General features: G+C 70.5%; 4 protein-coding genes. 1 reads left to right on the forward strand and 3 read right to left on the reverse strand.

Annotation, left to right across the window (positions count from 1 at the left end; all coding sequences use genetic code 11):
* Nucleotides 1-37 precede the first annotated feature (37 nt).
* Nucleotides 38-3,463 carry a hypothetical protein gene (locus LLH23_02710; GenBank protein MCE5237383.1) on the forward strand — a complete coding sequence of 1,142 codons (3,426 nt, stop codon included), beginning with the start codon at nt 38-40 and terminating at the stop codon, nt 3,461-3,463.
* A 15-nt stretch (nt 3,464-3,478) separates the two neighbouring features.
* On the opposite strand, the gene LLH23_02715 is transcribed toward LLH23_02710, so the two are convergent.
* Genes LLH23_02715 through LLH23_02725 form a run of 3 tightly spaced genes read right to left on the reverse strand, consistent with a single transcriptional unit; the run spans nt 3,479 to nt 15,257 of the window.
* Nucleotides 3,479-7,963: a hypothetical protein gene (locus LLH23_02715; GenBank protein ID MCE5237384.1), complete on the reverse strand. Its 4,485-nt coding sequence runs from the start codon at nt 7,961-7,963 to the stop codon at nt 3,479-3,481.
* A 34-nt stretch (nt 7,964-7,997) separates the two neighbouring features.
* Nucleotides 7,998-10,655, reverse strand: coding sequence for a hypothetical protein (locus tag LLH23_02720; GenBank protein ID MCE5237385.1), 2,658 nt, complete (start codon nt 10,653-10,655; stop codon nt 7,998-8,000).
* A gap of 36 nt (nt 10,656-10,691) precedes the next feature.
* Entirely contained in the window at nt 10,692-15,257 is a 4,566-nt protein-coding gene (locus LLH23_02725) for a carbohydrate-binding family 9-like protein (GenBank protein ID MCE5237386.1), read from the reverse strand.
* Nucleotides 15,258-15,275: the final 18 nt, after the last annotated feature.

The following is a 15,275-nucleotide window of genomic DNA, read 5'->3' on the forward strand; positions in this document are numbered from 1 at the left end:
GCCGGTCGCGACAGACGCAGGCGGGAGGCAGGAACCCATGGCAGGTCGGCACGGCTGGTTGATGGCGCTGGGGATGTGTCTGCAGGTGCTGCTCGTCGTCGGCACAGGGCACGGGGCCCCGGCCGAGCAAGCGTTCCGCTCCGCCGCGGCCGCCTTCAGCGAGAACCGGGCCCTGCCTGCGGACGCGGGCTGCGTGCGCACGTGGCTGCGCTGTGGCCCGGCCGGGGTGCAGGTCGCCCTGACCACCCGCGAAGGCGCGAAGGCTTCCCTGACGCTGAAGCCCTTCAGCGCCTCACTCCCGGCAGCAGGCGCCGCGACCGCCCCCACCCCCCTGCCCGACGCCGGCCTGCAGATCCCCGAACTGCGGGTCCGCCGCTACGTGCGCCCCAATCCGGCCTTGCTCAAGGGCGAGGCCCGCAGTCGCGTGCTGAAGGCATGGGACACACTGCCCTCCCCGCTGACGCGGCCTGCCCTCCTCGGTTTCACCCAGAGCGGCAGCGAGGTGGCCTGCACCCTCGACGGGCTCTACTGCGGCACGGCCCTCCGGGGCGGCACGCTCCAGTCGGTGCGGTTCACCCTCCCGCCCGGCTCGGCGCTGGGCCCCTCGGACTTTGGCCCGGCCCCCGAGGCAGGCTTCGTCCCGGTGGACATCCGCGCTCTCGACCAACCCGGCGCGCTGGCCGGGGCCTCGGTGGAGCCGAACCGCGCGCGGCTGCCCGTGCCCCTGCTGGAAGCCTCCGCCGCCAATCTCGATCTGGGCGCCACGGCGCCGCAGAGCGACCTGTACAGCGACTACACCAACCGCAGCGCCTTCGACGCCCTGCCGGGCTCCTTCGTCCTCACCGTCCCGAGCGCCCAGTACGCCCGCGCATGGGTGCTGTGCGCCGTCGAGGACGATCCGGCGCGCGACCCGGCCCTCACTGTGCGGCTGACTCGCTTCGTCTCGGGCGGGCCCTACACGGGCCGGGCGCGGGACTGCCTGGCCGACACGACGGTGGCTCTGCCCCGCGACGGCGCCGCGCCGGCCGCGGGCGTCACGCAGGCCGGCTCCGTCACGGTCGGGGGCAAGCAGCGGCCGCTGTACCTGGTGGAGGTCCCGCTGGCCTCCAGCGACATCCAGGACCTGATCTTCCAGGAGACGCCCCAGCGCGGCACGGCCAACATCGGCCCGTACCTGGACCTGGAGTTGCTGGGTCGGCTGCGGCCGCAGGACCGGCCCCACCCCTTCGGCGACGGACGGTACCTCCCCGACAGCCGGCAGGTCAGCGGCGTCCACGTCTTCGGCGTCACGCTGGAGCGGACGCCGGTCGAGATGGAAGTCCGCCCCACGCAGCCCGGCAACATCTTCTGCGGCAGCGAGAAGCCGGAGATGCTGGTGGCCCTGCGGCCCCGGGTGACGGGGACGTATGAGCTGTGCTGGGCCATGCGCGATGCCGCGGGCCAGCCCTGCGGCGGCGGGCGGAAGAGCCTGTCGCTGCAGGCGGGCGAGGCGGAGTTGACCGTCCCGATCTCCCTGGCTCAGCCGCAGGTCGGTTGGTATGCGGTCGAGTGCTCGCTGTGGCAGGACTCGCGGGCGCTGTTGACTCACCACGCGGCCTGTGCCCTGCTGCCCCCGGACACGCGGCAGGCCGGCTTCGAGTCGCCCTACGCCTCGTGGTGGTTCGACCACCACTACGGCACCAGCGACCCGCGGATCATCGGCCCCCTAGTCCTGAAAGCCGGGTTTCGCCGCATGGCCTATGGCTGCGCGCGCCACACCGAGGCCGAGCTGGCGCCCTGGAAGTTCACCGCCGCCGCCGTGGGCTGGGGGACGTTGCGCGACCCGAAGATGACGGACCAGGAGATTGCGGACGCCATCCGCGCGACGGCAGACAAGTTCCCCCACTGCGGCAACATCCTGCTCTTCCACGAGAGCATGCCCAACGCGCCGCTGGGTACGCGCACGGCGTGGGAGCTGTTCAGACTGCCGGTGAAGGAATACCCGGGCGCCGACGAGCGCTGGGCGCAGGTCACGCGCGTGGCGCGGATCGTGCGCGACAAGTTCCCGCAGTTGAAGATCTACCTGGGCAACTCCGGAGCCTCGTCCGAACTCATCGCCGAGGGGCTGCGGCGCGGCTTTGCGAAGGAGTATGCCGACTACGTCGGGATCGAGACCGTGGGTCGGACGGGCCACCCGGAGAAGCTGTGGGAGGGGGGCCTGCCGGGGGTGTGGCTGCTGCGTGAGACTGTCCGCCAGCGGGGCTACCCGTGGGGCGTCACGAGCTGCTTCGAGACCAACTACCGGCAGGAGCGCCTGCTGGGCCCGCAGCGCCAGGCCGAGTGGTATGTGCGCGATGTCCTGCTGTCGCACGCCTACCGCTTCCCGTACATCTCCATCGCCCTGCTGCACGATGTGGGCAACAGCTACCATGGCAGCTTCTGGGGCGCGACGGGCCTGTGCCGGCGCTTCCCGCTGCTGTACCCCAAGCCGTCCTATGTGGCGATGGCCACGGTCACGCGGGTGCTGGATCGCGTGACGCTGCGCCGGGAGGTGCCAACCGGCTCGAACTGCGTCTACGCCCTGGACTTCGCCCGCGCCGACGGCCAGCACGTCTACCCGGTCTGGACCGCCCGCGGCACGTGCGCCCTGACCGTCGTGGTCAGGGGCGCGAGCCGCCTGCAAGTGGTGGACCTCTACGGCCGCACACGCCCGCTCGCGACGACCGCCGGGAAGGCGACCCTCACCGCCGGCACGGCCGTGCAGTATCTCGTGACCTCGGGCACCCTCGCGAGCGTCACCTGCGGCAAGCGGACCTATGCCGGAGACCAGCCCCCCGCCGCCTTCGCGGTGGCCAACGCCATGGACAAGCCCGCGCAGTGGCAGCTCGCCACGATGACTGACCCGCTGCTGGAGCAGACCACGGCGGCCCACCTGCCCTTCCGGACGGCGGGACAGTTCAGCCTGCGCGGTGTGAAGGACGCAGAGAAGGGAAGCTGCCTGGAGGTGGAACTGACGCCCCGCCGCGATCTGCCGACGCCGCTGCTCAGCGAGTACGGGGTGCTGCGCCTCAAGCAGCCGGTCACGCTGCCCGGCCGCCCGACGACGCTGGGCGTATGGGTGAAGGGCAACTCCGGTTGGGGTCAGGTGTACTGGGAGATCGAGGACGCCGCCGGGGTGCGGCGCGTGTCGTGCGGTACGGTCGTCCACGATGCCGATGTGTTCGACTACGATGGCCGGGTGTCAGTGGACTTCGACGGCTGGGCGTTCCTGAGCTTCCCGATCACCGATGCCTCGCCCATCCCGGACCTTTCCACCGGCGCGGTCGGCAACCTGTGGGAGGCCACCGACCGGCCCAAGGCCGTCACGTACCCGATCAAGCTGACGGGCGTCGCCTTCTCGCTGCCGCAGCAGGCGCTGCACCTGACCGAGATGACCCCCGTCCGGCAGGTGCTGCGCTTCCGCGACGTAGGGGCGTATGAGTGAGCGCCGGGCCGGCTGCTACAGGCTCCCGTAGTCCATCGCCGCCAGGAAGTCGTCGGCCTTGCCGACATACAGCAGGCGCGTCGTCTCGGCGGCCTCGTCGAGCGTGAACGACTCCACGTCACGGAACAGGATCTTCCCCTCGTAGACCTCCACCACGTCGGCGCGCCGGGGCAGATGGATCGTCTTCTCCCCGGCGGTGCTGGTGTGCAGCATCACGAAGCTGTCGTTGGCGTGCAGCACGTCGCCCGAGTCGCTGTAGACGTGCACCCCGGCGGCGCGGGCGAGATTGCGGAGGAGATCCGGCGGCAGAATGTGCGAGCCGCAGAAGATGCTGCGGCTGCGCCCCACCTGCTTGACCGCCAGCGCCACCTGGCCCGTGTCGCGATAGACCCCGAGCGCCTCGGCCGCGGGGTCCTGCACAGTGAACAGCGGGTCCAGCTCATACGGGGCCCCGAACGACAGGCTCTGCAGGCCCGTGGCAGTCAGCGGATGCTGCAGGTTCGTGACATTGACGACCGGCGTGGACGGGCCAGACACGCGCTGCAGGCCGAAGCCCGTGAGGGTCTCCATGTTGCGCACATCGGCCTTGCCATCCCGGATGAAGCCAGGGGCATAGCACCACAGCACGGTGGCGCCGCGGTCGCGGACTTGCTTGCGGACGGCCGTCAGTGTCGCCTCGTCATACTGGCAGCAACTGAGCATGACATAGAGCTTGTAGTCCAGCGGGGCCTGCTTGAGGTCGCTCAAGAGCATGATGTCCACCGGGGCGCCGATCCGCGCCAGGCGGCTGCGCTGGGTGCCGATCAGTTCGGCGGCCAGGTTGTTGACGCGGCGATCATAGAGCCACTGGTCGCCGTTCCACGCCGTTACCGGCTGGAGCTGCCCGGAGGCGAAGCGCGCCTGGTCGTACGACAAGTACTTGAGGCTGTCCTCGTCAATGACAGCGGCGATCTCGGCGCGGCGGCACACGCCGGTGCGCAGCGCGAACTCCCCGGCGCGGCGCGTGATGCGGCTATCGCGAGCGATGGCGTCCGAAGCGAGTTCGTGCCCGGACTCCAGTTGCAGGAAGCCCACCGGGTTCAGGTGGCACAGCTCCTTGCCGAAGTTGCGGCGTAGCGCCTCGCGGGTCTGGGCGGGGTTCACCGTCGGGTTGTAGTCCGCCGGGCCCGACAGGTGAGTGCGGCTGTCGTCATCGGGCCAGAAGAGCTTGCCCGCGCGGTTGATGGAGGCAAAGGCCCACATCCAGCCCATGTCGTCGCCAAGGCGGCGGATGGCATAGCTGTGCGGGGCGGAGAGGAAGTCCAGGTCGGGCGAGTCCAGCGCCCGCCGCACGGCGTTGTGCCCGCTCATCTGCAGGCACCAGTCCATGTTCGCGTACTCCAGCGAGTAGCCGAAGTACGCGCCGGTGATCTTGCGGCGGCCGGTCGCGGCCTTCGCGGCCCCCAGGCACGTCAGCATGGTCTGGACGACGCTCTCGGAGTACATCTCGTTGTACGCGATCGCGGCCCCGGCGCGGGCCGGGTCGCGGAAGACACCCAGCTCGCGGCCCAGGCGGGTGGCGAGGTCGGGGATGCCGGCCTGCGCCCACTCCGGGTGGTCGGGATAGTGGGCCTTCACATAGGCCGCGAAGGCTGCCTGCTCGGGCGCGGAGTAGTCCATGAGGTGCCTAGCTGCCGCGCTGCCGTGGCAGCCCCAGCCCTGCCATTCGGCCGAGACGCCGCCCACGATCCAGTAGCCCAGGATGCGCGAGGCATACGGAGCGGCCTCGACGTGCCGGACGAAGGCGGCCATGGCCGCGGCGGCGTCCTCGCGCCAGCGCCGCGAGTTGAACGACGGCGTGCTCTTGTAGTAGCCCCAGGTAGCGCCGTCGCTGAAGCGCGCGATCTCGTCCGGGTGCTCCTCCGCCCACCACGGCGGGGGCGCGGCCCACACGATGGGCAGCACCAGCGCCGCCGGGTCGCGGTCCAGTTGGGCGATGATGGCCTCGTCCACGTGCGCGAAGTCGTACGCCGCCGGGCCCGTCCACCACTGCGGCTGGCCCATGGGGTCCAGCCAGATGGCCGAGACATTGAAGCCGGCGGCCTTGTAGGCCGCAGCGGTGCCCTCGCGGTCGCGCCCCTCGCCGTTCCCCACCATGGCGAAGAACGGCTGGTCGTTGACGAACAGACGCGGCGTGCTGTCCACGACGCGCACTTCGCTGGTGAGGTTGGCAGGCCTGGCCTCGCTGCGGAAGGCGAAGCGCGCGGCCGGCTCCGGCGTGTCCGCGAGGGCCCGCCCCGCCAGGTTGACCCGCAGCTGCAGCGGCATTGAGGGGTACCAACGGGAGAGAGGAATGCTCAGGCCGGACACCGTGACGCCGCCCTCCGCGGCGGCCTGGCACTGCGCGGCCTGCAGCACGAACTCGCGCTCCAGCAGCTTCTGGCCGGTGTCGGTGCGCGTCAGCGTCGCTGCGAGCGCATCGCCCGCACCCACGGGCTTCTCGGACTGGAAGCGGCAGGTGAAGTCCTGGCTCTCGCCGCCCGCCACGATGGGCCTGACGGTCAGGGCCAGCAGGCGTGTCGGGGGTTCCCACACCTTGTTGACATAGGGGATGGTCACGACCCACGGCGCGTTGGGCGGGCCGGGCTGCAGGATCGGCGCGACCCAGCCGCGGTCGTCAAAGGCCGGGCCCGTCCATCCCGCCGGGGCCGTGCCGCTGCAGCGCCACTTGTCATCGGACACGACGCGCGTGCAGGCATGGCCGGGCTGGTTCATGACCAGGTCAAGCAGCACGCCACTCGGGCCGCTGACGTTGTAGGCCTCGACCGCCACGCAGTTGCTTTGCCCGCGCTTCAGCCGGGCAGTGACGTCCAGCAGCGTCGGCGTCATCCACGAGTTGGTCTCCAGATTCTCGGCGATCTTCTCCCCATTCAGATACAGCCGGAAGTAGTCGTCCACGGTGATCTGCAGCCAGGCGTCCGTCAGGTCCGCAGGCGCCTCGAAGGTGCGGCGGAAGACGGTGCGCGTGGCCTGCAGTGCCTCATCCCGCTCGCCGGGCTGCGGGCAGGCGAGCATGTCGCCCCGCCAGTACGGACGCTGCAGGCTCAGACGCTTCGCGGTCGGGGGGGTGATGGTGCTCGTGACCGGCTGTAGCGCGGCGACCGGGCGATCGCGCGGCGGGTTGGCGCCCTCGGCGATGAGCACGGCATCGAGCCACACGCCCAACGCGGCGGGACGGGCCAGCGTCAGCCGTCCCCCGGCACTGCCGCCCAGACGCACCCATACCAGCTTGCCGGTGTCGCCCCCGGGAGCCGGCTGCAGCGTCACGCCGGAGGCGACCGTCTGACGCAGGGCTTCATACGCCCCGGGCACGTCGAGCATCCGCTGCCACACGCTGTACTGCCCCTCGGGGAGCGTCAGCGTGCAGCAGCGCGGCGCCTTCGCCCCCTCCGTGCCGGGCGCCAAGGCCGCGGCCGGGAGCAGGTAGTGCCGCCCGCCCGGCAGGAGCAACTCGGCCTCCGACGTCACCTGCAGGCGCGAGGTCGTGAACACGAATGCGATCTCTGCCTTGCCCGGCGCCTGGTCTACGAGGTCCAGGCGTAGCTTCGTGATCGGGCCGCCCAACGCCCAGTCCTGATAGCCCCGCCCCAGGGCCGTCGCGGCATCAATCACCAGGTCATGCCACTGGCCGTCGGTGGTCAGCGAGGGGACCGGTAGGCGGTACTCGGCCGCGATGTCGTGGCGGCTGTTGGCGTAGAAGATCTGCCCGCCCGTCTCCTTGGCGATGAAGTCCCAGGCCCGATAGCGCAGCACGAAGAAGCGCGCCGCGGCCGGGTCCAGCGGCACATCGGCGCAGTATAGGCGGCAGTCCGGCTCGCGAATGTCGAGCACGAGCAACCCGCGCTCCTGGCGGTGGGTGAGGGCGTACGGCTGTTCCCATCGGGTCAGACAGCGGCCCTCGGCCGGCACCAGCGCCTCATCGCGCTGGGCGGTGAGGCGCACCGCGCCGATCTCGAGGTTGCCGGGCGCCTCGTCCACCAGGTCCAGCCGCACCGACGTGATCGGGCCGTTGCTCCACCAGTCCGACGCATCCCCGCGCATGGACAGGGCGAGGTTGACCCACAGGTCGTGCCAGCGCCCATCGGTGACGAGGGAGGGCAGATGGACATACTGCGCGTCGGCGAAGTCGTGGGCGCTGTTGGCGTAGAACAGCTCCCCTCGCGTGGTCGAGGCGGTGAAGCCCGAGGCGCGGTAGCGCACGTGTAGCCACGCGACCATCCCCCCGTCCACGTCCAGATCGCTGCGCGCGAGGGAGGAGTCTGGCTGCTGGATGGCGAGCTTGAGCAGGCCCGTGCCGGCGGTCAGCGTCAGGCCCCGAGGCTGCCCCCAGCCCTGCACGCCGGCCACGTCCGGGTCGAACAGGACGACATCGTTGAGGTGGTGCCACGAGGCCGCCGGGGCGATGGTCGCCAGGCACAGGCAGAGCGCGGCGACGCCGTGGCGCAAGCTGAGCTTCGTCATGCAGGTCCTCTTCTCGTGTGATGGCTGGGAGGGGTCAGGGCTTCTCGACCCGCAGCACCCACGTCCGGTGGGCGGGCAGGCTCAGCCGACACGACAGGGCCGCACCGGCGGCCTCGGCGCGAACGGTGTCGCCCGTCACGATGGAGCGGAACGCGATCGCCCCACTGTGGCCCCGCGCCTGCTCCCACCAGGGCCGGTCCAGTGACAGCGTCACCTCCCGCGCGGCGGCGGAGGTGTTGGCGACGGCCAGGAGGGCCTCCTGCCCCCGGCCGAAGCGCTCGACGCGGACCTCCGGCACGTTCGCGCGCACATGGGTGACGGGCTCCCAGCCCGCGTGGTTCAGCGCGTCGAAGACGGGTAGATAGCGCGCAAAGAGCGGCCGGTCACGCGCCAGCAGCGCGGCGTCCTCGAAGTAGCGGTGCATGTGGGCATAGCCCGGCTCGGTGCCGCCGCCGGCAGTGCTGATCCCCGGCCAGAAGCCGTACAGGAGCTGATTGGCCACGTAGCTCTCCATCTCCTCGGGGGTCATCGCCGGGACGCGCACCCGCACCGCCGAGCGCCACTGCAGCAGGTTCGACACCGGCCGCCGGTAGGCGTAGATGCGCTGCTGCATCGCCTCCCCATCCTCCTGCAGGTCCAGCAACTCGGAGCCGACGACATCGCCCATGTGGCCATACAGGCGCGTGGCGGGCGGGAAGAGATTGAGCATCAGCAGCTTGCCGCGCCCGTGCATGTCATCCCACAGGCGGTGCATGAACTCGTACGCGGCGAAGGCGCTGAGGACCACCGGCGTGCCCGTGCGCAGCGAGAAGGCCAACGGCAGGTCCGCGGCGGCGAGGTGCGCGGGTGTGTAGTCCTCCCACTGTCCGAAGTACAGACTGACGCTGTCGAGATACACGCCGTCGGCCCACTGCAGGGCCGGCTCGATCTCGTACGTGCGGCAGACGGAGGCGATGCTGGGCTCGGGCAGGTCAGGGTCGGTGTTCAGTTGCCACCACTGGGCCCAACTGCTGTAGTAGTCCACCAGGTATGCGCCCATGCCATCGGGGCCCAGGATCATCGAGTTGAGCACCGCCCGGGCCATCTCGTCGCGCGGGGCCGCACCCCACCTCTTCCCCTCGACCTTCTGCTCCGCGAGGCTCTTCAGGAAGGCCAGGCGCTCGGCGTAGGGTGGCAGCTCGGCGCTGGACTTGGCGTCCCCGAGGTTCTGCCGCTGCCCCCACGGTTCGCTGTAGGGGAAGGTCAGCACGCCATGGGCGCGGCAGTACTCGCGCTTCTCCGGTGTCAGCGCGTTGCACTCGTAGAAGGCGAGGCCGAACGCCTCGGGGGTGGCATGCTCGGGCTTCGGTATCCGGAGCGTCCATGCGCCCCCGCGCGGCGTCGCGGGTGCGAACAGGCCAGGGAAGAGGGCATAGTAGCGCTCCAGCGCCGCCCGGAACGTCCAGGCCGGGTCATGGCGGTAGAGGCTGAACACAAACCGCCCCGTCGCCCGCGGGGCCTGGGGCGAGAGGCCGAGGTCTACGGTGGTGACGAGACCCTCGGCGCCGGCGGTGAGGGTCTGCAGGGCGGGCTGATCCAGCGGCACAGCCAGGGCCAGCCCGACCGGCCCCTTGCTGACGGAGACCAGCGGATAGCGGCTGAGGCGATGGCCGGCCAGACCGAACTCGTTCTCGTAGCGGCCGGTCGCGGCGATCCTCTCGTCGCGGCACGGGTCGGCCGACCACGTCCAGCCCGTCAGGGCCAGCGGCAGGCGGTAGCGCAACTGCAGGCACCGCCCGCGCGGCTGTGCCCCGGTGGCCGAGACCTCGACCGTGGCGCGGAGTTGCCCCGCCTCCTGCGCATAGCGTGTCTCGAACGTCAGCCCCGCTGAAGGCACTGCCGCGCGCTGGCGCAGACCGTCAGGCGTCCGCTCGATCTTGCCGCTGACAGCGGTCTCGTCGCTCCAATGGCCCGCAGTGGCGGACACCTGGATGTCGTCCACATCAGCCTGCAGGTCCCCCCCGGTGTACACGCGCAGGGACAGCCGCGCCGAGACGACCTCCTCGTCCACGGCGTAGGCACTGGAGAGACGCTCCCAGGTGTCGGCCTTCGTGTTGCCGATGTCCGAGCGGTAGTGCGCCTTCGAGTAGGGGCTCCATGCCCACCCGGGGGGCGCCGGCACGCTCTCGGTGATGTCACGGCCGTCCTTGTCGAAGACCCGCATGCACAGGATGTAGGTCAGGTCCGTCTTGTGGGTGCGCCCCCACCACGAGATGGTGCAGTCGCCGCCCGGTGGCAGGGGCATCGTCCCGGCGACGGCCATGCCCACCCCGGCGTCCTTGCCGTTGCCCAGTTGCAGGTAGGCCTCCCCCTCGGGCGCGCCGCCGGTGCGGTGTCGGGCGTAGTCGCCGGTCGCCTGCCAGTCGGCGAAGGAGGCCTGCAACCAGGTCTGCTCCTGGCCCTCAGCCCCGAGTTGCAGCACCACGCGCGCGGGGGCGGACGGGTCGCGGGTGAACTCCCGGAACGACAGCCCTCCGCCGCCCGTGAGCTTCAGAGCCTGGCCGTTCACGGTCACGCTCTCGATCTTGCCGGACCGGTCGGCGAGGGACACGGCCAGGCCGTCTCCCGTCCGCCACTGGGCCGCGGCGGCGGGGAGGCATAGCACAACGAGTCCGGCGAAGACGGCCGTGGCAGCCTGCACAGCGTGTCTCATCGCAGTGGTCCCTTCTGGGGCATAGCGGCGCCGACCCTAGCGGAAGGTCAGCGTGCCGAAGTTAGCCAGGTCCTTGAAGCCGCCGGCCAGCGGCGCCCAGACCATCAGCTCCATCGTCGGGTTGTTCCGCCCGGGCGCGCGTCCCCGACACAGGCTGATCTTCCACGTATCGCCCGGACGCGGTGGCCTGGCGTCCAGCCCGGCGCAGGGGATCTCCATCTCGACGGTCCACGGCGCGCCCTCGACGACATGGACGGCGGTCGTCGCGCCGATGGGCCCGGGGCCACTCTCCCGGTACTCCGCCTTGCTGTTGGCGCCGTTGACGATGACCTGCCGGTAGGTCTTGCCGTCTCCGTCGGCATCAATCCACACCTCCACCTCGTCGTCGTCCCACGGCGGGCCGCCGATGATCAGCGGCTTCTTGCGGTCCGGTTCGGTGCAGACGAACGCCACGTACAGGTTGGTGTCATCGTACATCAGCAGGGCGGCGGTGCCGGCCCTCGATACACCGTCGCCACCCAGCAGGAAGAAGTCCTCAGTCCGGGCCGCCTCCCGCCACGACTCCTCGGAGAGCGACCCGTCAATGATGATCCCGCCCGGCGAGCGTGGCGCCGCCAAGCGGCGCGGCTTGGCGTATGCCTCGCGGAAGGCCTTGGGGTCCACGCCGCTGAGGAACGGCCCCGTCACGGCCTCATTGGCAGCCAGGATCTGCAACTCCAGGCGGCGGTTCGGGCAGATCCAGTCGCTGCCCACGCTGAGCCACACCTGCCCGTCCCAATCTGCGGGGGCACAGGGCTGCAGGTCCAGGGCGAAGGTCCTCTCGGGTGTCTCGACCAGGGCGGCCCCCAGGTCGCGGCTTTCATCGGCCACGCGCGCCCGGCCCCAGTCCGGCGCCGTGGAGCTGCAGGTGCGGTGCAGCACGCCGGTCGCGAAGGCAACGCGCTTCGTGTAGCCCGCGGGCGTGTGGTAATCCACAACGATCCCGGCGAAGTTGCGCGAGTTGGCTCGCTCGGGCACGTGGAAGCCCGGCCCGCGCATGTGGAAGGCGCTATGGAAGGTGTTGGCGAGACGGAGCTGCACCCGGCGCAGGTTCTTGACCTCCAGCCCCGCGAACGCCGCCCCTAGGAGCCCGTCCTGTCCCTGCAGGATGGCGCGGCTCGTGCCCGCGGTCAGGGTGAGCGTGTCAGGTTGGGCCTGCGCGGTGAGCATTCCCAGGCCCGGCTGCATCTCGTTCGGCGTCTCACCGCTGGTCAGCGTGGCTGCGTTGAGGACCTCGAGGCCCCGGATGGTGCGGTTCACGGGCGCGACGGTGCGCTCGTTCGGCCCTCGAGTGGCGCGTTCAGAGGGCACGCCGAGGTCCGGTTTGGCGGCGGGGAGCTCTACGGCGGTCTCGACGGCCTCCGCCGGGCGCAGTTCTCCTGTGCTCTCGACCACGGCGTGGACCGCGACCGTGTACGCGCCCCCCTCCGGCCGGGCCGGGGACAGCGGTACAGTGAGCTTCCCGCCCGCGCCGGCTACCAGGCGGTTGTAGAGCACCCGGTCGCCCCGAGCCACCGTCACGACCGCGGCCTGCAGCCCCGGCGTCGCCAGCGTGAGGCCGGTCGATGACGCCGTCGCGGTCAGACTGCTGACGCGGGCCGGCACGGCGACCGGCTCTGCCGCGAAGGCCACATCCAGCACGTGACGCCCGGGGCCGACCTTCACGACAGGGAAGACCTCATCCCCCTCGCAGACCCAGTCGGGCCTCACCGGCTTGCCATCGAGGGTGACGACCCGCGGGCGGTAGTTCCTGAGCGGGAGCAGGAGGATGATCTCGGCCTCGTCGCGGCGCGAGTCGACCTGCGCCTTCAGCGTGCCCTGCTGCCAGTCCGCCTTCGTCTGCAGGGCGACCCGTGGCATTGCCCCGAACAGGTAGTTGCCCGCCAGGCCGTTCTCGGAGTAGACGGCGGCGGGCTCGGCCGTGACATAGAGCTGGTGGAGGATGAGAGGCTTCATCTCCAGCTTGAGGTCCAGGGCCGCCTGGTACGGCCCGGACCACAGTAACCGCCGCCGCGTCACACGGTCCAGTTGCCAGCCCGTCTCCCGGTACACCCGGCGGGCGAGGCTCTCCGTCACCTGGCCCTCGTAGGCAAGCGCGTCCTCCACCTCGTACCCCCACACGAACACCCGGCCCGTGCGGTCCAGGTTCAGGCTGTCCACGTCCAGCCGCAGCGGGACCGTCTCGGTGTCCTCGGCGTGGTTGATGAAGGAGAGCAGGACGCCCCGATCGCCGTGCCGCTGCACGGCGTACGACTCCAGGTTGGTGGTCTTGTCGCTCTTCCAGTCAGGCTCGTAGCGCGCCGGGACGGAGGTGCAGTTGCCGACCTCATACGCCGCCTGAAAGAACGGGCGGCTGGCCACGACCCCGCAGTAGTCCAGCGACGCCAGCCAGCCCAGGGCCAGCACCCGGTTCATGTACTCGCGCCGCAGCGGCGGGGTGAAGTAGAGCAGGTTGATGCGGGCGTCCGGCCGGGCGGAGCTGACGAAGGCCTGCGTCACTGCCGCCAGCCCGGCGAAGTTGCGCCAATAGTTGGCCCGCAGTTGGTCGCGCGCCTCGATGAAGTTCACGTCGCCGTACGGGTTGCCCCGGTTGTTGAAGAAGATCATCGTGTCGGGGCTATGCCTGGCCGCCAGGCGCTTGAGGTCCAGGAAGAACCGGAAGGACAGATCATCCCGCGTGTACTCGCCCGATTGCCACTCGATCAGGTTGATCGCCTTGGGGTCGTCCAGGTAGATGAAGTCGGTGCCCAGGGCGTTGAGCACCGTGTCGAACTGCGACAGCAGCTCCTGGTAGCACGCCGGGATGGACAGCAACTGCGCGAAGTTGGGGGCCATCCCGGGGAAGGTGGACAGGGGCTCCCCGTCCTTGTTGCTGTGACGGAACCACTCCGGGTGCGCCCGGTGGATGCGGGTGCCCACGTAGGTGGAGAGCTGCCACATGTACAGGCCGACCTTGATGCGCGGCGACAGCGCCTTGATCCGCCGGATGTGGTCGCGCAGCTCCGGACCCGTAATCCACCCGCCGTAGCCGCCCTCCATGCCTCTGTCCACATAGTAGTCCGCCCAGCTTCCGCTCAGGCTGAGCAGGACCATGATGGTCCCCTCATCCGTGGCCTGGACCATCTGGCGCAGACGGCCCAGGTCGGCGCCGGTCTCGATCTTGATGTCGCTGACCCAGGCGGGCACGGGAGGGATCTGCCGGAGGGCCTGCTGCACTTCCGGCAGGGCGGGGTACTCGCGGCGCAGGAACGTCTGCCAGTCGCCCGGGAAGATGCTCACGAACTGCTCGTACGAGGTCTCGCGGGTCGGCGACAGCTTCGAGGTGCCCAGCGACATGTCCCAGCCATCCGGGGTGTAGCTCATCGCGTTGGGCGCCTCGACGTACGAGGCGATCGCCCCCGTGAAGAAGGGCCAGACGAACTGGTCATCCAGCTTCGTGCGCGTGTGGGCGAAGCTGTAACCCCGCGCCGGTTGGTGGAGCAACATGCTCTTGGCGGTGCTCTGGTACTGGGTGACCTTCTGCCACTCGCCAATCTGCGGCGCCGGGACGAGGGGGCCGCCGCCATCGGCCCCGCCCATGTGGTAGCCGCCGTTGCGGTATGCGGGGGTGAACGCTGCCTGGGTGTTGAAGGTGATGAACTGCAGGTCGCGGCTCGTCGTGCGGAAGGCCACACGCTGGAAGAGCTTGTTGCCGCTGAGCCAGTACTGCTTGCCGATGGTCAGGTCCGGCACGGTCGGGTTGGCGCAGGTCAGGTCGAGGCGCTGCTCGCGCTCGCGGAACTGTGCCTGCCGCACCCGGTCGTCGCGCGACTGCCCCGTCACCAGCGACTTGCGGTCCTCCAGGTGGTAGCGCCCCTCCAGGAAGTTGAGGAGTCGCTCCTGGGTCCGCACGTTCCAGCCGCCGACCACTTGGCCGGTCGCCTTGGAGATGGCCCAGGCCACGTCAGCGTTGCCCAGGAACCACGCCGCTTCGGTCTGCTGGGGAAAGCGCCAGGAGGCCGGCATCGCTGCGGGGTCCTCTAGATGGACGGGCTTGCCCCCTGCCGTGATGCTGAGGCCGTCGAGAACCATGGTGTGCTCCGGGGCCATGAAGGCCTGCTCGTAGAACGCCACGCGCACGACGACGCCCCACGGTTGCTGCCTGGGGTTCTCCCAGTGGGCCGGGTCCAGGTCCAGCTCCACGCGCGTCCACGCGCCCTGCTGCACCGCGAACGAGCGATTGAAGGGGCCCCGGGCCGTCCAGAGCTGCACGCGCATCCCGCTGCCGTAGGTCTGCTTCACCCAGAAGCCGAGCCTGTCGGCCGGGCCGGCGCCGGTGAGGTCCAGCTCGCGGTGCAGGTTCATCCCCCGGTACGGCTTCGCGCCTGCCTGGGGCTGGGCCAGCAGGGCATACCGGCCGACCTTGCTCTCCCGCGTGACCGACAGCGTCGTGTGGTCGGTCACGTCCCAGCCGCCGGCGGTAGCTGCGTTGAGGTCGGCGAACTCGATACCGTCCGTCTCCTGGCCGAAGGCGAGGCCTCCGCAGACGACGCAGAGCAGCAGTGCGACCGTGCAGCGATGCATGGCATGGCTCCCTGGCTG

Source organism: bacterium (assembly GCA_021372615.1).
Taxonomy (GTDB): domain Bacteria; phylum Armatimonadota; class Zipacnadia; order Zipacnadales; family UBA11051; genus JAJFUB01.

What these genes read in the sequence shown, in the direction of transcription:
- LLH23_02725 (MCE5237386.1), bottom strand. Translation starts at nt 15,257, where the DNA reads ATGCATCGCTGCACGGTCGCACTGCTGCTCTGCGTCGTCTGCGGAGGC.
- LLH23_02720 (MCE5237385.1), bottom strand. Translation starts at nt 10,655, where the DNA reads ATGAGACACGCTGTGCAGGCTGCCACGGCCGTCTTCGCCGGACTCGTT.
- LLH23_02715 (MCE5237384.1), bottom strand. Translation starts at nt 7,963, where the DNA reads ATGACGAAGCTCAGCTTGCGCCACGGCGTCGCCGCGCTCTGCCTGTGC.
- LLH23_02710 (MCE5237383.1), top strand. Translation starts at nt 38, where the DNA reads ATGGCAGGTCGGCACGGCTGGTTGATGGCGCTGGGGATGTGTCTGCAG.